Consider the following 19171-nt stretch of genomic DNA (forward strand, 5'->3'; position numbering starts at 1 on the left):
AAGGCCCGGCTGCAAAGAGCCGAGCCTTCGGGTCGATCAATAACCGTTGTTTTCGATCACCACGGGACGGCGGTGATGGTGCTTGTAGACAGAACTCGTAACAACGACGGAATCGGGGCGATGGTGCCGGCGGCCGTGATCGTAGAAAGCCACCGTGCCATGATGGCGATGATGCAGGCGCTGGCCGTCCTCGTTGATGATCCTGACGTTGCTGTGGTGGCGATGGTGGGTCCTGATGATTACGTCGGCTTCGGCCGCCGAAGCGACAGCCGGCAATCCGATGGAAAGCGCCAAAGCACACATGATCATTGACTTCATTGCAGTTTCTCCAATGCCTTGATTTAGCCCTTCGTTGGATTAACTGCCGCTGGACCCTTTGGTTCCGGTCTTTCTAGGGACGGTCGGGACGCGCCGGGATGTTGGCGATTTTTTCGGGCGGAGGAACATTAGTTCTTTCTAATTGTTTTATCTCTCGGAACCGAAACCATGGCTTTGTGTCTGCTGAAGATCAGTCGGCAAGGCCGGTCAGCCCACGTTCTTCGTCAGAGGCGCGGGCTCTCGAGGCTAGAGGAAGGAGATCATGAACAATATCATTTGGCTCGTTGGAGCGGTGGTCATCGTGCTGGCGATATTGAGCTTTTTCGGCCTTCGATAGGCGCGGCTAGGTCATGTCCACAAAGCAGAGGGCTGCGCTGGCAAGGCGCTCGTCTCGCCGTAATTTCAGGTGAGATATCAGTTCGAGCGCCAAAGTTGGGATGCGCTAACACGTTGTTTTCTGGTCGGAGTGGCAGGATTTGAACCTGCGACCCCCTCGTCCCGAACGGGCGGGTTGGCCAGCAAAAGCCCCGATTTCCGCCATTTCTGGTGGCGTCTGAGGGCCAATGTTCACGTTTATTTCCGGTATATCTGTGGGGTAACTGTGGGGTAGCTGGAAATGTTCTCCTTCTGTGCCTCGCGCGTGCTGACTGTCGTATTGGGCAGGTTTCGCACCCGTGACTTGGAGACGATTGCCTCGGCGGCCTGGGCCTGAAAATCGGGGTGATGATGGCCATAAGTCTGAATGAGCACTTGAACGCTCATACCGAGGTATCCGGCCGCCGCCCAGGGATCGGAACCGCGCTGCATCAGCCAGGTCGCGGCCGTGTGGCGGAAAACGTGCGGGGTGATGTCGGTGCGGAAGACGCGCTGGACGCTGCCGTGCGGTGTCGCAACCTCCTCATACCAGCCCAGTCCGGCCGCCTCGACCACCGAGCGGAAGGCCTTCTTGATCGACTGCACCGGTTTGCCGTTCCACTCAACCACGTAGTCATGGGCGATCATGCGGCCAATGCTGGCGCTTTTTCCGCGGCCCTTGGTCTTGATCTCCAGCGGTGTGCTCGCCCATCGGCGCACATGTGCCAGGAGGCGATCAGGCAGCCTGACGGGCGGTTGACGCTTCTTGGTCTCGCGGCGACCACTGGCGCGGCGGTAGAAAACGCCGCGTTCGGTGTCGACATGTCCCGCACCTTCTGTCCGCCGGACGGCCGCGCCGCAGATCGCGGCGGAGCGCGTGCCGGTGTAGAGAGCGACCAGGATGAAGCGCGCGACGTGGCGTGCGGTGCGACGATCGCTTGGCCTGCCCTTCCATGATTGGCGCATGCGCCACGCGGCGCGAAGCAGGGCGGCTGCCTCATCGCGGGTCAGCCAGCGGTCACGCGGTGCTGCCTTCGCGGGCAGCACAATTGCCGGCGCAGAAGTTACATAGCCTTCGCGATGATAATTGTTCAGCGCCGCTCTCAAATCCTCCAACTGACGCCTGGCGGCAGCGCCGTTGCCGTGTGCCTTGGCGTAATCGCGGCACATCTTGCCATCGATGTCGCCGATTTTTTTGTCGCCGAACCAAGTGAGGACAACGATCATCCGGTCGGCGGTTTCCTTCGGCTTGGCGTGCGAGGGCGCGACGTCGGTAAGGTATACGCTTACGGCGTCTGCTACCGAGACCGTTGCGGGGTCACGACCGCGCTCGCGGGCCGGTCGGTATTTTTCGGTGATGTGACTGGCGAGCCGCTTTTCAGCGCGTTCGCGGTCGCCAGTGCCGCCGCAAGCGCTGAGGAAGGTTGCGCCGTCGCGGATGAACCAGCCGGCTGCGTTGCGGAGCTTTCCGTCCGCCCTTCTGCTTTCGGCGCGCCACACAAGGCGCGCCCCTTTCGACGTCCGCGGCATAGCTCTCTCATTTCTGCGATCGCTGCCAAAGTGACGTATTCCTTGCCTGCGATCAACTCTGTCTGAAGGCGGCCAGCATCTCGTTCTTTTCGCAAACCCGCCGCACCCATAGAGCCGTCCGGAAAAGCGATCCCGGCAGCTACGTTTAGGCGGAGCGGCGTACTGTCGTCCAACTGTTCTGGAATGCTCATTGCTTGCCTTTCGGGAGACATTGGAGAACAAGCTGAACGTCATCGCATAGGGCTTAATTAGGCGATTATTCGATTGGAATGTACGGATCTAAGGCGATGTGTGAATGGCATCAGATCTCTTGTGCGGTGATTGGGACACTCTGGCGTAGAAAACGGCGGTGCACACAACAACCCATCGTCAATCTCAGACCGGATGAGTATTCGCTCTACTGGGCGGGACGGTTAAATCGGTCGTCGGATCGACGCGAAAAGGATTGATGCCTCGCTCGAGAGCAATTTTTGGTGGATCTCGCTATGGGTGCGCGAGATCTCCGGACTGGGCCTCCCGAAAAGCTCGGCGACTCGATCAGATAGGCGCGAAGGCGGAAGTCGTCGGGCGATTTAAGTCATTCGGCGATTTGCACGGCAAAACGGTCCCAAAAAGTCCTCCGCGGACTTTAGCGAGAGCCGGGGAACGGCACCACCTTGCCACGTGGGCGCGAATAGTGTGCCGTCGCAATGGCCTCGATTAACGAATCCGGGCTGCACGGGATTTGCGGCTCGTGTCATCGTCGCCCCCGAGATAGTGCAAGATGCAACCGCAGCCGGGAAGCCTGCCGTTGCCAAATTTGCAGGAATTGGCCTGCGACGTGCCGAGGAATCGGTATCGCCCAGATTCCTCCTATTACGGGTCATTGCCCTGACATCAAACTCTGCGATGGTTGGCCGGTCGACGTCATGCCCTCTTTCACTTTGTTTGGCTCGTTCGGCAGTCCGGAGGAACGAATGAACGCTGAGGCTTTCGGCACCCCAATTTTCGTGAAGCGTGCAGCCTATATCGTACAAGAGATTGCCAGTCTTGCTGACGGAATAGATTTTCTCAATGAATGGCCGGAAGATCGCAGAGACGTGATCCATGAGACCGCGCTCAGGGCGTGCTACGACGCGTACGATGGACGCAAGCCTTTAAGCGTCGCGCGCAATGCCTTTCTCGGCTTTGCAAGACGCGTCGCCATATTGGAAGATTCAACCGCCGCAATGCAGTGGATCACTGCCCGCAAAGCGGGCGGTGAAAAAGTGCAGGTTTAATTCGGAGACGAGGCACTGCAGCCTGGGTAGCCATTTCACTCCCCTGGCCAGCCCGGGCCGAGGGACGCGGGCAAGGGCGTGTCCGACCATCTGGCCGACTGCTGATCATCGCTCAGACACCTGCCACACTGCTCACAGCGAGCACTGGGGGACGATCAATGACGTCTCCAAGACACTCAAGGTTCCCCGACAGGTGGGCGGCTCGACCTCGCCCGGCTCATGCAATTCGGTCTTGTCGAAGTCCGACTGTCGGCGCAACCGGTTCTGGTCACCAGACGCCTTCGGCTCCTTCACGATCGCACGGCCGATGGCGACGCGCTGGCCGCGGATGCGGGCGGCTTCGTTGATGGCGAAGGCGCACCAGTTGGCGAATTCATGCAGTCCGACTTCGTTGCTCTCCGACGTGTGCCACGCAAGGTCAAAGGCGCACCGGGCGCTCTTCCTTGGGGCCGACGCCGTCTTCCCAATTGTAAGCGGACACGAAATTGCCGCCGGGATAGCGCACGATCGGAACATTGAGTTCCCGGACGAGATCGATGACGTCCCTCGCGTGCCATTGTCATCCAAGATGCTCGATAAGGACCCGTAGAGCCTCGGATCGATTTTCGAGACAACATAACGCGGATGCGCCGTAACCGCCGCCTTATGCATTTCCTCCCAAACTTCATTCGTCAACAGACATTCAATAGGCCTGCGCGGCCGCGCCTTTGATCGGGCGCGCCGGACCCGATGCGCACGCGGCCCCGGCCGCCCTCACCCTTGCCTCAGCCAGACCAGCATCTCGCCGGGATCGCGGTTGTCCCAGGCAAAATAGGGAACCGCCTTGAGCATTGTCTCCTCGGTCGCCGGCGGTTCGGAGCGGTAGAGATTGCTGCCCCAGTTTTCAGCCACTGCCCTGCTGCCGATGGTCGAAAGCCTGACGATGCCGCCGAGCAGGTTCGGCTCGAGATGCGCCTCGAGCCTGGCCGTGCGCGGCAAGGCGATGCGATGTAGCCCGCGGCCATTGTCGGTCTGCTCGACGCAATAGATCAGTGGGCCGCGCGCAAGTGCTACGCGACCGATGTCCTGGCGCACATTCGGGTTGGCGAAGAGACGGGCCATCGACATTTCGAGGTCGAGCTCGACGCGGTCGCCCTGGCGCCATTCGCGGCGGATCGCGGCATAGCCGTCGCTTGTTGCCGTATCGAGATCGACCGTCTTGCCGTTCACCCGCAAGGCCGCCTTGCGGCACCAAGTGGGTATTCGGAGGTAGAGCGTGAACCCAACCGGCGTCTCGGTCTCGACCGCGATCGCGACCGCGCCGTCCCACGGATAGTTGCTCGTCTGCACGAGACTGACGGGCCGGTCGGCGATCTCGAAGCGGGCGGTCGAGTCGCCATAGAGGTGGACAGCCAGCGCATCGTCGGCGAGGCCGTAGAAATAGCTGCCGATCGAGGCGACCATGCGGCCGACATTGGGCGGGCAGCAGGGGCAGCGGTGCCATTTCCACCTGTTGTGCCGGCCCCGGCTTTCCAGCGGGTTCTCGTAGAAGAACAGCGAGCCGTCGAGCGACAGGCCGGAGATCGAGCCATTGTAGAGCGCGCGCTCCATCATGTCGGCGTAGCGGGCGTTCGGCCCCATGCCGAGCATGCGGCTCGCCCAGAACACCAGGCCTACCGCCGCGCAGGTCTCGGCATAGGCGCTTTCGTTGGGCAGGTCGTAGTCGCTGGTGAAACCCTCATTGTGCGCCGACGGCCCAAGCCCGCCGGTGATGTAGAGGTTTTTCGTGGTGAGGTCGTCCCACAGCCGGTCGAGGGCGACGCGCAGGCTATCGTCGCCATATTCGGTGGCGATGTCGGCCATGCCCGAATAGAGGTACATGGCTCGCACCGCATGGCCGACGACCTTGTCCTGCTCGCGCACCGGCCTGTGCGACTGGCTGTATTCATAGGTCTTGAAATGATAGGCCTTCGGGTCGGCGCCACGGGCGCGCGCTTCCTCGTCGAAATAGTGCGGCTGTTGCCCGCGCTGGTCGATGAAGTACTTCGCCAGCTCCATGTATTTCTGCTCGCCGGTCACCCGGGCCAGCTTCACCAGCGCCAGCTCGATCTCCTCATGGCCGCAATAGCCCTTCTTCTTGCCGGGCTCGGGCCCGAGCACCGAGGCGATGTGGTCGGCATGGCGGCACATGATGTCGAGCAGCTTGCGTTTGCCTGTCGCCTGGTAGTAGGCGACCGCGCCCTCGATCAGGTGGCCGGCGCAATAGAGCTCGTGGCAGTCGCGCAGATTGGTCCAGCGCTTGCCGGGCTGGATGCGCTGGTACCAGCTGGAGAGGTACCCGTCGGGCTGTTGGAGTTTGCCGTACATGTCGATGACGGCGTCGATCTTCTTCTCCAGTTCGGGGTTCTTGCGCCGGTAGAGCGAATAGGCCGCGGTCTCGATCGTCTTGCCGAGGTCGGAATCCCAGAACATCTGCGTGGTCACCGTCGAGCCGGTGAATTCGGCGCCCTGGCGGTCGGCTTCGTCGGGAGAGGGCGAGTGGAAGGGAATGACGACCCCGGGCGAGGGGCGGTCCGGATCGATCTGTTCCAGCATGCGCGCCTCCACGCAGCGGTCGTAAAGGATGTCGGCGGTGCGGGTTGCCACCGCGTCGGCACGGTCGCCCCAGAAGCCGTGCACATCGACCTGCGGCACCGGCAGCGGGCGGAAGGCGAGCTTGGGCTTGCCCGTCTTTTGCAACTTGTTTGCAGGGACGGGACGGGCGGATGGCGATGCGGTCATGAACTCACTCCATTCGATCTGATGTCTATCTTTTTGTTGGAGCATGATCTTTTCCGAAAACCGGTTCCCACTTTCGGGGATCATGCTCTATTTGACGGCCCCGGCCATCAGGCCGCGGATGTAGAAGCGCTGCAAAGCGAGGAACAGGATCAGGCACGGCACCATCATCACGGTGACGCCCGCCTGCACGGCGCCCCAGTCGATGGCGCCGAAGCGGCCCGACTGCAGTGCCGTCATCATCACCGGCAGCGTGAATTTGGACTGGTCGGTCATCAGCACCAGCGCGGCGAGGAATTCGTTCCAGGCGCCGAGGAAGGCAAACAGCGCGATGGTGACGACGCCCGGCCAGACCAGCGGCAGCATCACCTTCAAAAGCATGGTGGCGTTGCCGGCGCCGTCCATGCGCGCGGCCTCCTCGATCTCGCGCGGCACGGCGTCGAAGGCGTTGCGCATCATGAAGATCGAGAACGGCAATTGCAGCGTCACATAGACGCCGACCAAGCCGGTCAGCGTGTTGTGCAGGCCAAGCTTGGTCAGCACCAGGAAGATCGGCGTCAGGATCGACTGGAACGGGATCATGATCGTCGACAGGATGAGGACGAAGAACAGGTCCTTGAAGGGAAAGCGGAACCGCGAAAAGCCGTAGCCGGCCAGCACGCTGACGATGACCGACAGAATAACGGTCATCACCGAGACGTAGAGCTGTTCTGCGCCGAGATCCACAGCCCATCGCCGAAGGAGTTCAGCGTTTGGTAATTCTCGATGGAGAAGCCCGTGGTCGGCCATGGCGGCAGCGGCGGCAGGCGCGCTTCGGCCGCCGGCTTGAAGGCCGACAGCACCGTCCACACGATCGGCGCCAGGAACAGCAGCGAGGCGATGATGCCGGTGGAGTGCCTCGCAACGCTGAAGGCCGCCTTGCGGTTGTGAGACATCGCCCCATATCCCAAGCATCCTCTTACGTCAAAGCGGTGCAAGGAATGTCCGCCGAAAGTCCGCCAACGGGAGCTTCCCGATCTAATGCCCGACAGAGGCGATCGGTCCAGCGGAACAAATCATCCTCCCGAGGTCAGATTGCACCTTCAAGGTCGCGAGCCTGCTTGATTCCGCGACGGCCCCCAAATCGCGCCCCGATGCCACGCACAAGAATTCCAAGGAGAAAAACACTGGAGGAGCATCATCTCAGCACCGAACTCGGGTGAATGTTGTTCCCTCTCGTGACCAGGCGACTCGGGCTTCAAACGGTGGGGCCCGATTGCCGGCGTTTGTTGTTTTTCTTCCTCGGATGGTTCGCTCTGTCCCGTCATGGCGTCTCCAGTTCTATTCCGAGGCTCCGGCACCGGCCCTGCGCAGGCTGCTGCCCCATCACCCGGTTCTGATCCCGCCGAATATGGACGATGCCGATATCCTGGCTCCGATGCTTAGGATCGATTGAAACTGTGGATCACGCTAGGAGGGAACCATTGCGCCCATTCGACTTTCTTCGTGCGATCTCACTGCCGTCGTATTGCGGATCACACTGCATCAGTCGTGCCAAAGGAGAACCCCTCCAATTACAACGGGGTCCACCGGAAGCACTACGTCGGATGTCCGACATTTCGTTGCACTTCGCACAATCCTGCTCAGTGTTGTCGCTTGGCACTTAATTGTAAGGCGATTTTGACATCATCTTGCCGTTTAGCGCCGCCGCGATATGCCGCCAGCTTCTGCAAGTATCTTCAACGCATGGGAAGGGTAGCCTTTTAGCGCAGACCCTGCATAATGGCTTCGAAAACCGCGCCAATTTCTTCATCAATCTCTTTGCCTGGAATGCCTTGGGCTACAGCCGCCAGCTTCGCATCTACAGCCATTTCAATGATCAACAGCACGTGGTCCGTGATCGGATCGTCGGACAAATGACCCGCCATCCAATGGTAGAGAAAATCACTGCCTCGCTTGCTCATTCCTCTCTGAAGTCCTGCAATGAAGCATGGCGTAGGTCTTCCTCGCCGCGCAGATGCTTCACGCGGCCGATGATGCCGGGCTTCACCCATTGCGTCGCCGGCCGCGTCACCCCGTTCGGCGCCGGCCGGGCGTGCTCCTGGACCCGCTTCCATAACCGCTCGCGGATGGCGCGGCTGGAATTGATGAAGGCCGAGCCGACATAGCGGCCCGTGGCCCGGTCGGCCATCAGGGCGAAGGCCGGCTTGTCCGCCTCGCGCTCGACGCCGAGCAATTTGTATTCGTCGACCGTGTAGCATTTCGCCTTCAGCCAGTTGGTCGACGGGCCGCTGCGGTATTTGCTGTCACGGCGCTTCGATACCATCCCCTCGAGGCCGCCCCGGTCGAGTTGCTAAAAAATCGCCTTGGCCTCGCCCGGCAGGGGCTCGCTGAACTGGATCCGGCCGCCAGGCCGGATTATGCTGGCCAGGATCTCGCGCCGCTCCTCAAGCGCCATGTCGCGCAAATCATCGCCGTTGAGATGCAGGAGATCGAAGGCGACGAAATAAAGGTCGTGCTGGCGCCGCGTGATCGCCTTGCGCAGTTCGCCGAAGTCGGACAAGCCGGCCACGTTGAGCACGATGATCTCACCGTCAACGATGGCGCTTTCCGCGCCGAGGTTCTTCGCCTCCTGCACCAGGTCGCGATATTTCGCCGTCCAGTCGAGCCCCCGACGGGTGAAGATCCGCACGCCACCATCATCCTTGATGATCTGCGATCGGTAGCCGTCGAACTTGACTTCGTGAATCCAGCCATCGCCCCCGGGAGGCTGGTCGACAAGGGTCGGCATCAACGGCGCGACGAACTTCAAACGCATAGACGGAACTCACACAAGTCGGCAGTTAAATAAGCTTTTGCTAAAATAGTTCCGAAATTGGAAATACCCAGCGAAACAAATCAGTGTGGCGCACGTTGCGGTCGATCGCAGCTTGGGAGAACCGACCGACGACAAGAACAAGCTTGGCTATCAGGATCGCAGCCGCGTGAGCGGCGATGAGGAATACGAGGTCGGCTATTTCGCGAGCAAGTTCGGCCTGTCTATCCCGCAGGTCCGGGAGCTGATCGCAAAGCACGGCAATGACCGCGACACCCTGGAACGCGAGGCGAAAGCCCTCAAAGGCCGGTGATGACCAAGCTATCCGACCTTGGCCCGCCCATCCCTGGTACTCGACATGATGGCGCCCCTGCGCATGAAGAGGATCATTTCTACGCTTGCGAAATCTGCGGCCAGAAAGTAGACATGCGGGACCTTCGGCAAGTAGCTTATCATCAGCTGCCCGACCACGACGCGCTCATCCTTGACGAGTGAACATGTCAAGCCACGGGAATGTCTTGAAGCTTTCGGACCTCGTCGAACCGAATGCCGCATTGCGGGCGGCGATGGACGTCTACGGAGTAGACGCAGCGACGGCGGTTGCCCATTGTGCTTTGACCGCGCACTACGATGGGCGTGAAGCTGACTATCGCTTTTGGCGCGAGGTGTTTCGCCAGCTGAAGGAAAGCGACGAAGCACTGAAAGCTGATGCTAAAAGCCCGCCACTAACGAAGCAGTGACGGGCCTTTTTGCTTGGCTGCTCGGTGGAGGGGACCTCCGAGCATCACGATAAACTTCGCCGTGCGTGATAGGTTCCAAGAAAAAGCCCGCCACTCGGGAGAGCAGCGGGCAAGAGACAGAAGTGCCAGGATAACTAGCAAGGGTCAACGAACCGGCGCCGGGGTGGGTTGCGCTAGACATGCGCGATTTCCGTCAGGTGATGTGGCACGAGAGGCCGCGCCATGAACCACTGGAACCGGAAGGCGGTGCGGACATAATTGATTTCCAGAACGCCTGAGATAGGACTTCACGGTCGCTGCAAGCGTAGACGGTAGAAGCGTTGCCTTCGGTCAGCCACTTACGGTTTCGTAAATATCAGGTCGAGTAACACCTTAAAATAGCGATGGCGGGCCGACCAATGAGGGACAATGGTCAGCGACCGCTATCGGCTAGATGCATGCCGCCGTTGTTAGAACCTGCGCGCGGCTCCGATGTTCCGCGCCGGCTAGGAAAAAGCCGCCACCATTCGGCAGCGGGCTTGAAACCACTAGCCCTGTCTATCAGGGGACGGCGGTAGCGTATCGTGTCGGTGGCCCGCTGATCCAAGATCCGGGAAGTGTCTCCGTTTTGGTAGTGCATAGTGAAATTTGAGGCGACGGCGGCATCGCCGGTGACGGGGGCACATTGCCGCAAGGATCAAGGAGCCGCGCTCGCCGCGTCCTCGATGATTTTTGCCACCGCATCGGGATGCGAGATCATGACTACGTGCGACGCACCCTTCACGACCACGACGCCCTTAGCGTGCGCTCGCTCGGCCATAAAGGCCTGAGCCTTCGGTGGGATGGCAGTATCTCCGTCACCGTAAATGAATCACGACGGAATGGTCTTCCAGGCAGAGATGGTCGCCGGTTCGCTGAAAGCGATGTCGGTGATCGGTCGCTGCGTGGCCGCTGCCAGTCTCGCCGCATCCTCCGGCAGATCCGGCGCGAACGCTTCGTGGAACTTGTCCTGCCGGACATAGAGGTCGTTGCCGCCAGCGAGAAGAGGCACCGGCTGCGCCAGGGTATCGGGTCCAAGTAAGGCTCCTGGAAACTTGGCGTCGAGCGCGCCGGCGCTTTCGCCTGCATCCGGCGCAAAACCGGCGACATAGACCAGCGCCTTATCTCGACTTCATCATCGAGATCGTCCGCCGCACCGATAAAGAGCCGGGCTTCAAAGTGCTGCCGCGCCGCTGGGTGGTCGAACGAACCTTCGGCTGGATGACAAGATGGCGCCGCCTCGTGCGCGACTACGAGACTCGCCTCGACGTGTCGGAGGCCATGATCCATGTCGCAATGGGCAGCCTCTTGCTCAGACGCATCGCTCACTGAGCGTTTTCAAACGGACTCTAAGAATGCGCCGGTACGGTTCAGGCTTGGCATTTAATCGTGAGAATCTTTGGCGTCAGATTCTCAAATTAGCTGCATTTAAGAAGAGGCTCTCGACCTGCGCCCTCGGGCTATCATGTCGTCGGTGGCGTCGGTGAATCTCACCCTGTTGTCACCCATCATGTGACCACGCAGCAATCGGAGCATCTCTGGTCCGACACGCTCGACGATGGCTACCCCTTGCCAGCAGAGCAGGCCTCAGGCGAAGCGGTAGGATCGGCTTTGCAGGTGTAGGCACATTCTCGTGTCGCTCGGCAATGACAGGGTCGAGATCGGGGATGATTGCGCCGAGCACCCGGAAGCGCCGGAGATCGTGCTCGTGGGGTATGGGTAGTCGCATTAGGAGAAGCCGAGCAATGTCTGCTGGCGATACCCAGGTTCCCGGGGTGCGCCCGCAACATACTGAAATCGTTGAGGTCGGATTCGCAGAATCAAATGGAAAACGACATTAACGAGTGCCCCGCTGATCGCTGCGGCTGCGCCCACAAGGTTGTGCGAGTTGGATGCCTCAAACCCGCTTCCGGATGCTCGCGCGCAGACATGTCTCGTTGCGCGTTCCGACAGGATAAGGACAGATTGCGAGGCTATTGTCACTGACAATAGACGTTGCGTTACGGCGCCTCGCTGACTACGAGGGATCGAGCTAGTGCCGCGGTGGACGTTCGTCATTGCCAGCATCCCGCTGCGATGGCGGTGGGAAAATCTGCCGAAAGCCCGACTTCTCGCGAGGGGTCATCCAGGCTTTTTGCTGTCAGCTCAGGAGAATGGATGAAGAAAGATCTTAAGCACGAAGTTCGCTTGGCAGAGCATCGGAATACAATCGACAATATCGATTCCGCGATCATCCACATGCTCGCTGAGCGATTTCGCTGCACGGAGGAGGTCGGCTTCCTCAAAGCCCAATATGGATACTTGCCCCAAGACAGTACGCGTGAGGCCGCACAGACCAAGCGCCTGCGTGACCTCGCTCTGAGCGCAGGTCTCGAACCAGACCTAGCCGAAGCTTATCTCAGATTTGTCGTTGCCCATTCAGTCAGTCGACACGAGGCGATAGCAAAGCTGGTAGCGCACGTTGCAAAGCGGTGACGTGTTGGACCGGCCTGTTTTGTTGCACGGGATGCCTGCGCGAAAAGTTGGCCTTCTCGTCGGAGGACGCCTTCATGGCTTCTTCGGGACGAACGAGTTGGAGATAGGCGACGAGCGCCATGCCACTTTCGGTGGCTGTTTTCTCGTCACCTGACCGAACAGGCCTTTTGTATCCATCCGGCTACAGAGGACGCGCTCTGCCAGGGCCAATAGGTCGGAGTAAAGGTCGACATTCTCGAGGATGCTCCGCGAAGCGATCGCAGGCACGAGATCAGTCGCGGGGATACGATCGCCGAAGAGGACACCGGCGCGGGCACGATCATCCTGACGGGAACCCAGCACAACCCTTCAACCGCAGGGCACTGCGCGTGAATGGCCTCGGCCCACTTGCGCGTGCCCGGATACTGGTCCTTTTCCGTATCGATGAGGTCGCCGCGGCGGACACCAAGTGCCCTCAGCGCAGTCGAGCTGAGGTCGACCAGCACCAAGTCGCGCTAGCACGTCATCGTCGAATAGACTTGCTCTGCGAGCTTCGCTTTATAGAAGGTCTTCAGTCTCGCTGCGAATGGCACGTCGTGGAATACCGGCTCCATCGCAGCGCAGTCGAAGGTCGTGCCGCCATAATACATCGGGATGCTTGCACAGGGCGCGTTCTTAATTGGGCTGAATAGTGCGTTGCCCTTGACGCTCGGATTGAAAGCACTCCCTCCGTAGAGGCTGAGGTGGATTCGGTGAATGACCCGGACACGAGGCCAGATCACTGTCTTCACCGGTGTGCCGAGGTAGTTCTGGGGCTTGGGGACCTTTTGTGCCCGCGACAAGCAGGCGTCGCGTTCGGAACTCCTTTCAACTATGGCACGCGGCGGGTTCACCCAGGCGGGCAGGGGCACAAAGCCGGGCGTCGGCAGGACCAAGACGTCGACCGGCGGCGGCAATTCGATGAAGTAAGTCGCGCGGCCGTGGCTCCACGAAGATCGCGGGCACGGGCGGCGGCGGCACGTAGTCATAGACTGCGAAACTCTCCGGCGGCTCGAGCTCGGCATCGAAATGTTCCAGCTGGCGGCGCGCATCCCGGGCATGAAACCGTTCAAAAAACCTACCAATGCTTGCCGACCGCCTGAAAACGTGGCTGGGCGAGCCAGCAACGCTCTGGAGTCAAGTCATGAAAGCTGCTCTTCTTAAGTCCTATGGTGACATCGATCAGTTCGTAATCGAAGAGGTATCCAAGCCGAAGCCGCAAACGGCTGAGATTCTCATCAAAATCGCAGCCTCGGCGGTGAATCCCTTCGATCTCCTTCTGCGGCAGGGCTTTGTGCCCCAGTACATACCCTTGCAACTTCCTGCGATGCTGGGTGGCGATGCCGCAGGCATCATTGCTGAACTTGGCGCCGCGGTGACTGAGTTTTCGGTTGGTGACCGCGTCGTTGCCGACTTTGCAGCGAACGGCAAGGGCGCCCACGCCGAATATGGGGTTGTGCCGGCCACTGCCTGTTGCCAGCCAATCTGCGCTTTGAGCAGGGCGCGGCCTTGGTTAAGGCCGGGCTCATGGGACAGCAAGCGGTAGACGCTTTGAGTGTCAAGGTGGGTGATCGCGTATTGATCTCGGGCAGCTTGGGTTCGGTCGGCGCGTCGCTATTCATTATCTACAGGAAATCGGGGCCAGACCGGTGGCCGCAGTGCGGCCGGAACGCCTCGCCGAGGACGCGATTTGGCCGGCGAAGCGCTCGATATTTCCATTGCGCTTACGGATGCACATTTGATTATGCAGTCAGCGCAGCGGAACCAGTGGCGGGCAATCTCATCGCGCATGTGCGGAACGCGGGTCAGGTTGCCAGTATTGTTCCCGTGCCCGACGGTGCAAATATCGGCAATCGCGTGACTATCCGCGAGCTTTATCATCGGACTGACGCGGCCACGCTCGAAGCCGTGTTGAATGCAGCGTCCCAAGGCCTGCTGCCCACTCATATCGCCAGCACCTTTCCACTAAAGGACATCGGTGCGGCGCACAGCGCAGTTGCAACCGGAGCCCGTGGCAAGATCGTGCTCAAACATTGATTATTGCGAATAGTCTTAGATCATCGGGCCGTAGCCGCGCCGACCGCCGACTATCGCGGCCATGCCCTCTTGCTGCCCGAGCATCGGGGAAAGCGCACCGTGCCGGTCTATGACCACGGGCGTCCTGAGCAAATTCATAGGCCGATCGAGATGGAACGGCGGTTGCTTCATACTTAGGAGCGGCAACACTGCTGGGCCAGAAGATGAGCACTGACATGCCCGGACTAGACCGTTGCTTTCGCGCATTTTGGGTGGGTCGATTGTCGGACCGAGACCCAAAAGGTCGGCAAGTTGACAATGCCGACGGTCAGAGACGCGCAAAATCAGAAATTTCAAATAGGTACGCCGCTTGCTTGTTCGGTATCGCCGGACCGCATCCCCGAAATTCAACGATCCGGCACGAAGGAGATCGACATGAAGCGAATTTTCAAGACTGCCGTTCTGTCCGCCGCCGTGGTCGCCACCACGCTCGCGACTTTGCCCGCTGCCAATGCGAGTGATTGGCGCCTTCACGGCGACGGTGACGCGGTTGCCGCCGGCGTGCTCGGCCTTGCCGCCGGCGCGGTGATCGTTAGCGGGTTGACCAATGACCGGCCGCCGCCGCGCGATTACTACGATGGCGATCACTATCATCGCGACGTACTGGTGCGCCCGGCCCCGGTTCGCCGCTACTACGCGCAGCCGCAGGTGGTCTACGCCGACCGTTATGCCGAACCGTGGACACGTGAATGGTGTGTCTATTGCTCGAACCATTATCGCAGCTTCAACGCCCGTACCGGCACATTCACCGGCTATGACGGCGAACAGCATTTCTGCATTGCCAACTGAGGCTTCCCTGCCCAGACAAAAAGCGCTGGCCTTGCGGTCAGCGCTTTTTGTTATTCTGTTTGACCGCCTTAAAGCGCGTCGCGGCGAAACGGATTCATGCGACGCCCTTGTCTTATGATTTTTCCTGGATATCGGGCACTGTGGTTTCATCACCGGCGGACCGGAGAGACCGGTAATTTCTCTGCGGTCGAACACGGGTCGTTAGGCTTGAGCCGTCAATCAGCATCGTTTTGTTCGGAGACAAAGAGATGGCGGTGGAAAGGACGATCACGATCGAGGGCAGGAACGAATTTGGCGACAGCTGTCAGAAGGACGTCCGCGTCGACAAGAGCTGGGAGCGCCTGTTCGACGGCGACATCGACGGTCTATCGACGATGGCAAAAAGCTCATGGCAGCTCTGCACAGCGCGGTCGTCAGCCATGAGGCGGAGACCTATTCGCCGCGGTAGCGGGTGGTCGAGGTCTGGTAGTACTGCGTGCGGATGCCGGCCATGGCCTCGATCAAAGGTCCCCACGGCGCGGGAAAGCGTTCGTCCGCCATCACCCGGTGCAGCATGCGCGTATTGCCGGCCAGCTCGTCGTTGAGGAACTCCACCGCAGGCATAGCCGGATAGCGCTGCAGCAGCAGGATCGCGGCGTTGTCGGCCTCGCCGGACGACCTGTCCCTGTCGCGTCCATGCAGATCGTTCTGCAGGCGCCCTATCGCGGAGATGAGCCGCAGGACCTGGCGAAACGCCGGACGCGCGCGCAAGGTCGCCATGTCCAGCCCCCACAGCAACGACAGGCAACAGAACACGTTCGCGTAGCCGATCGAGTCGATGCCGTTGTGCATGTATTCGGTGTAGGACCAGCGTTCCGCCGCTGCCGCCTGCGCGTGGCCGGCGCGCAGCGCCGCACAGTAGCACCGGGTATCGTCGAGTAGCTGAGCATAGTCGCGACGATCGTAGGCGAGCGCGGCCAGCGAAGCGCGCAGTACAGCGCAGCCCTCGAATCCGGGGAGCGCGCACGGCACGCCCTGCCCAAGCGCCTGCTCCACCGCGGCGAGCTGCTCCGGCGCGATCAGGCCACGGTCGTTGCAATCGTCGAGCCAGAACAGCAGCGCCAGTTCACGATAGAACGCCGCTATCAGCGTTTCGTCCAGCGGATCGCGGCCGGTGCGAGAGCTGGTGTCGCGCAGGCTCGGGTGGATGTGCTGCAGGATGTAACGGCCGCCCCTGACCCCTTCCACGGCATGCTCGTCGGCGAAACCGGTCAGGGAATGCCCCCACTCCAGCACCTGCTGTAGCGCGCGTTCGGTCTGGATCATGGCGCCGCTCCTGCTCCCTCCGCCAGGAGGCGCCGCCCCCAACGAAGCGCCAGCCACAATCCGGCGAGTTCGGCCACGCGCACGACCCGGGTCGGGCAATACAGTTCCTTGCCGATCCACAGCGGCGTCTGCGGCAATGCATGCGTCGCATGGCGGGCGAGCATCCACTTCAGCGCACCCCCCACCGCTTGCGCGATGCGCTGGCGCCCTGTCGGCTCTTCGCCCCCGTCCATTACATGCAGCGCGAACAGCGCGTAGGCGGTTTCCTCGAATGTGGACGCGCGACCGGCGCCCCAGCCGCCGTCGTCGCGCTGCGCCTGCAGCAGTGCCGCCAGCGCGCGCTCGTCGCGCCACTGTGGGCTGCCTTGCGCAAGCGCAGCGACCGCATGCGCGGTGGGATACAGCCACGAAACGTGCCATTTTTCGTTGCCCCACAGACCGTGCCGGTTGCGATTGGCCTCGACGTAGGCGCTGGCGCCGGCGGCGGGCTTTCCCAGTAGTCGTAAGGCATGCAGGGCATGGATGTTGGTCGACACCGAGGCATTGCGCTCGCCGGGGAAGGTGACAAACAGATCGCCGATTTCGAAATGGCGCAACGCATCGACCGCCGGGTCGCGCCCTGCAAGGCGCAGGACGCACAACGCAACGGCAGTGTCGTCCCCGTCGGCAGCGAAGTGCAAGGCCGCGCCCAGACCGAGCACGCCCAGGCGGGTGTCGAGCTGCGCGACGATCACGCGCACCGCCTCGGCGAGCGCAGGATGCGCGAACAGCCCTGCCAGATGCAGGGTGAACAGCGACCAGCACGGCTCGAACACATTGATCGGCCAGACGTTGGGAACGACACCTTCGATGCCGCTGCGCGTCGCCCGCGATGCCGACTGCAGATACGCGTCGGCGCGCCCGACCTGCGGCGTGCTCCCCTGTGTCAGGGCGTGTGCACGCCACACGGCGGTGGCCGCCGGACTGATGCCGATGCTGCCGTCGTCATCCGGGCATGCGGTGGTCGGCGACGTCCCCCAGGCTTCCCAGGAGTGCAGCAAAGGATGGCCGCTCGGCAATGTCGCCACCGCCCCCAGCTTGACCATGCACGCGTGCCGCAAAGGCAACAACGCCGGGTGGCGCGGAAACGCCACGCCGCCCAGCAAGGATACGGCCTCGCCGCACAACTGCGGCAAGATCAGCTCCGCGCCGATCGGCGCGTCTTCCGGCACCGCATGCGCGTAGGGATCGGGCTGGCGCTCGAGGAATCGGGTTGCAGCCTGGACTGCGTCGGCAGCGCCGGGAATAGGATCGGCACGCTGCAATGCCAGCAACGCCGCCCACGTGGGTGCATGGCGGAACAGCGGGAAGTCCGCGCTTCCCCATCCGCCATCGGCCTGTTGCTGCGCCATGAGCCACGCGTATGCGTCCTGCCGACCGGTGACGTTGCCGTGGCACTGCAGAGCTCGCGCCGTGTCGTAGACGGACGGACCGACGCTGCCGCCGTCGCTCATCTCGCTCAGCAGGTGGCGCAATTCGGAAAGGATCTGTTCGGACAGCGCGTTCACGCGGGACGCTCCTTCTGCGGTTGACGAGAACCAGGCCGCATAGGCTTGCGCGTAGCGCGCCGCGTGCGCCGTGGCCGTGCTGGCCAACTGCTCCAATCGGCGCGGCGGCTCGGACACAGTGCAGCATGCACCGCTGCTGCTGGCCGATCGCAGCGGCACAAAGGCAACTCCACCCGGACGGGCGCGCTCATGCCCATGGCGTGTGCTTGAACAGATACGCGTTGGCCCGCTGCAGCATCTGCGTCAGCCGTTCCGCACGCGGCCCCAGCGGGGCGATGGCGCCCTCGGCGTCGTGCAACAGATCCAGCGCGAACTGGCGCGCTGACTGCAGCCCCATGATCGACGCGCAGGTCGGCTTCTGCGCCGCCGCGTCCTTGCCGGAGGTCTTGCCCAGCGTCGCGGTGTCCGCTGTCGCGTCGAGAATGTCGTCGACCACCTGCAGCGCCAGGCCGAAACAGGCGCCGTAGCGATCGAGCGCATAGTACAGCGCAGCGTGCGCGGGATCCTCCGCGATGGCGCATAGCGCCCCCATGCGAACGGACGCGCGCACTAGCGCTCCGCTCTTCATCCGGTGCATCGCCACGATCCTGTCCAGCTCGACGTGCTTTCCGACCAGCGACAGATCCATGGCCTGCCCGCCTGCGGCACCCTCGGCGGATACCGCCTGCGCTAGATCGCGCACGAGCGCAATACGTTTGTCGCCAGGCGCCTTCAGGCTGGCCAGGGTCAGGAAGGCGTGCGCCTGCAGCGCATCGCCGACCAGGATCGCAGTGGCTTCGCCGAACTTGAGGTGGACGGTCGGAAGGCCGCGGCGAAGCACGTCGTCATCCATCGCGGGCAGGTCGTCGTGGACCAGGGTACAGGCGTGCATCATCTCGATTGCGGCGCCGACGTCGTCGAGCATGTGCGCCGGCGTGTCGGTCAGTGCGCCGGCAGCCAGACAGAGCAAGGCCCGCGTGCGCTTCCCGCCATGCAAGGTGGCGTAGCGCATCGCCGCCATCAGCTCGGTCTCACCCTCGTCTTCGGCGCAGAGAAGACGCGCTAGCGCCTGTTCGACCCGCTTTGCGCCGTCCTGCATCCAGATCTGCGGCAGCAGGCTGCCGTGCGTGTTGTTCATGTCCTCGTACCTGACAGGAGACGGCCAGGGCGAGCGCCGAGCCGCCGCGGTGTTGCCGGCGTCGCACCGTGCGC

Annotated in this window: 16 protein-coding genes and 4 pseudogenes; 8 read left to right on the forward strand and 12 right to left on the reverse strand. The window is 61.7% G+C overall.

The window, feature by feature from the left end:
- Positions 1-36: 36 nt before the first annotated feature.
- Both ACWGS8_RS17535 and ACWGS8_RS17540 read right to left on the reverse strand, forming a co-directional pair.
- Positions 37-318 carry a hypothetical protein gene (locus ACWGS8_RS17535; RefSeq protein ID WP_454582103.1) on the reverse strand — a complete coding sequence of 94 codons (282 nt, stop codon included), beginning with the start codon at positions 316-318 and terminating at the stop codon, positions 37-39.
- A 573-nt stretch (positions 319-891) separates the two neighbouring features.
- Complete coding sequence (locus ACWGS8_RS17540; RefSeq protein ID WP_454582104.1) at positions 892-2424, reverse strand: tyrosine-type recombinase/integrase; 1533 nt, start codon at positions 2422-2424, stop codon at positions 892-894.
- 734 nt (positions 2425-3158) lie between these two features.
- Here ACWGS8_RS17540 and ACWGS8_RS17545 point away from each other — a divergent pair.
- A complete protein-coding gene (locus ACWGS8_RS17545) occupies positions 3159-3461 on the forward strand; it encodes a DUF982 domain-containing protein (RefSeq protein ID WP_454582105.1) in 303 nt (100 codons plus the stop codon).
- Between the two features lie 339 nt (positions 3462-3800).
- Here the strand turns inward: ACWGS8_RS17545 and ACWGS8_RS17550 are convergent.
- From ACWGS8_RS17550 to ACWGS8_RS17570, 5 genes and pseudogenes are all read right to left on the reverse strand, one after another.
- A pseudogene (locus ACWGS8_RS17550) lies at positions 3801-4112 on the reverse strand (alpha-N-arabinofuranosidase); the annotation flags it as partial.
- 102 nt (positions 4113-4214) lie between these two features.
- Positions 4215-6221 (reverse strand): glycoside hydrolase family 127 protein, encoded by a 2007-nt coding sequence (locus ACWGS8_RS17555; protein WP_454582106.1) that lies wholly within the window; start codon positions 6219-6221, stop codon positions 4215-4217.
- Between the two features lie 87 nt (positions 6222-6308).
- Positions 6309-7153, reverse strand: a pseudogene (locus tag ACWGS8_RS17560) (carbohydrate ABC transporter permease).
- Positions 7154-7960: 807 nt separating this feature from the next.
- Positions 7961-8161 carry a hypothetical protein gene (locus ACWGS8_RS17565; RefSeq protein WP_454582107.1) on the reverse strand — a complete coding sequence of 67 codons (201 nt, stop codon included), beginning with the start codon at positions 8159-8161 and terminating at the stop codon, positions 7961-7963.
- A pseudogene (locus ACWGS8_RS17570) lies at positions 8158-9015 on the reverse strand (ATP-dependent DNA ligase). Before ACWGS8_RS17570 ends, ACWGS8_RS17565 begins: the two are co-directional and overlap by 4 nt.
- A 112-nt stretch (positions 9016-9127) precedes the next feature.
- Here ACWGS8_RS17570 and ACWGS8_RS17575 point away from each other — a divergent pair.
- Positions 9128-9325, forward strand: a complete 198-nt coding sequence (locus tag ACWGS8_RS17575) for a DUF3606 domain-containing protein (protein ID WP_454582212.1) — start codon at positions 9128-9130, stop codon at positions 9323-9325.
- A 205-nt stretch (positions 9326-9530) separates the two neighbouring features.
- Positions 9531-9752, forward strand: a complete 222-nt coding sequence (locus ACWGS8_RS17580; RefSeq protein ID WP_454582108.1) for a hypothetical protein — start codon at positions 9531-9533, stop codon at positions 9750-9752.
- Positions 9753-10428: 676 nt separating this feature from the next.
- Here ACWGS8_RS17580 and ACWGS8_RS17585 read toward each other — a convergent pair.
- Positions 10429-10893 (reverse strand): annotated as a pseudogene (locus ACWGS8_RS17585) (alpha/beta fold hydrolase); the annotation flags it as partial.
- On the opposite strand from ACWGS8_RS17585, the gene ACWGS8_RS17590 reads away from it, so the two are divergent.
- Together ACWGS8_RS17590 and ACWGS8_RS17595 are read left to right on the forward strand one after the other, a co-directional pair.
- Positions 10854-11102, forward strand: coding sequence for a transposase (locus ACWGS8_RS17590; protein ID WP_454582213.1), 249 nt, complete (start codon positions 10854-10856; stop codon positions 11100-11102). The pseudogene ACWGS8_RS17585 and the gene ACWGS8_RS17590 overlap by 40 nt on opposite strands.
- Before the next feature lie 825 nt (positions 11103-11927).
- Positions 11928-12245 carry a chorismate mutase gene (locus ACWGS8_RS17595; RefSeq protein WP_454582109.1) on the forward strand — a complete coding sequence of 106 codons (318 nt, stop codon included), beginning with the start codon at positions 11928-11930 and terminating at the stop codon, positions 12243-12245.
- Between the two features lie 494 nt (positions 12246-12739).
- Here the strand turns inward: ACWGS8_RS17595 and ACWGS8_RS17600 are convergent, their stop codons facing one another.
- Positions 12740-13159 (reverse strand): hypothetical protein, encoded by a 420-nt coding sequence (locus ACWGS8_RS17600; protein WP_454582110.1) that lies wholly within the window; start codon positions 13157-13159, stop codon positions 12740-12742.
- 248 nt (positions 13160-13407) lie between these two features.
- Between ACWGS8_RS17600 and ACWGS8_RS17605 the strand changes: the two genes are divergently transcribed.
- From ACWGS8_RS17605 to ACWGS8_RS17615, 3 genes are all read left to right on the forward strand, one after another.
- Positions 13408-13809: an alcohol dehydrogenase catalytic domain-containing protein gene (locus tag ACWGS8_RS17605; protein WP_454582111.1), complete on the forward strand. Its 402-nt coding sequence runs from the start codon at positions 13408-13410 to the stop codon at positions 13807-13809.
- A gap of 221 nt (positions 13810-14030) precedes the next feature.
- Entirely contained in the window at positions 14031-14300 is a 270-nt protein-coding gene (locus ACWGS8_RS17610; protein ID WP_454582112.1) for a zinc-binding dehydrogenase, read from the forward strand.
- 414 nt (positions 14301-14714) lie between these two features.
- Entirely contained in the window at positions 14715-15128 is a 414-nt protein-coding gene (locus tag ACWGS8_RS17615; RefSeq protein WP_454582113.1) for a BA14K family protein, read from the forward strand.
- A gap of 432 nt (positions 15129-15560) precedes the next feature.
- Here ACWGS8_RS17615 and ACWGS8_RS17620 read toward each other — a convergent pair whose 3' ends face one another.
- The 3 genes from ACWGS8_RS17620 to ACWGS8_RS17630 all read right to left on the reverse strand — a co-directional run bounded on the left by ACWGS8_RS17620 (position 15561) and on the right by ACWGS8_RS17630 (position 19097).
- The gene (locus ACWGS8_RS17620; protein ID WP_454582114.1) at positions 15561-16433 is read right to left on the reverse strand and encodes a terpene synthase family protein; all 873 of its coding nucleotides are present in this window, start codon (positions 16431-16433) and stop codon (positions 15561-15563) included.
- A complete protein-coding gene (locus ACWGS8_RS17625) occupies positions 16430-17980 on the reverse strand; it encodes a hypothetical protein (RefSeq protein ID WP_454582115.1) in 1551 nt (516 codons plus the stop codon). The genes ACWGS8_RS17620 and ACWGS8_RS17625 overlap by 4 nt, the downstream gene beginning before the upstream one ends.
- A 187-nt stretch (positions 17981-18167) precedes the next feature.
- Complete coding sequence (locus ACWGS8_RS17630; protein ID WP_454582116.1) at positions 18168-19097, reverse strand: polyprenyl synthetase family protein; 930 nt, start codon at positions 19095-19097, stop codon at positions 18168-18170.
- Positions 19098-19171: the final 74 nt, after the last annotated feature.

The sequence above is a fragment of the Mesorhizobium sp. 43Arga genome, assembly GCF_053714255.1.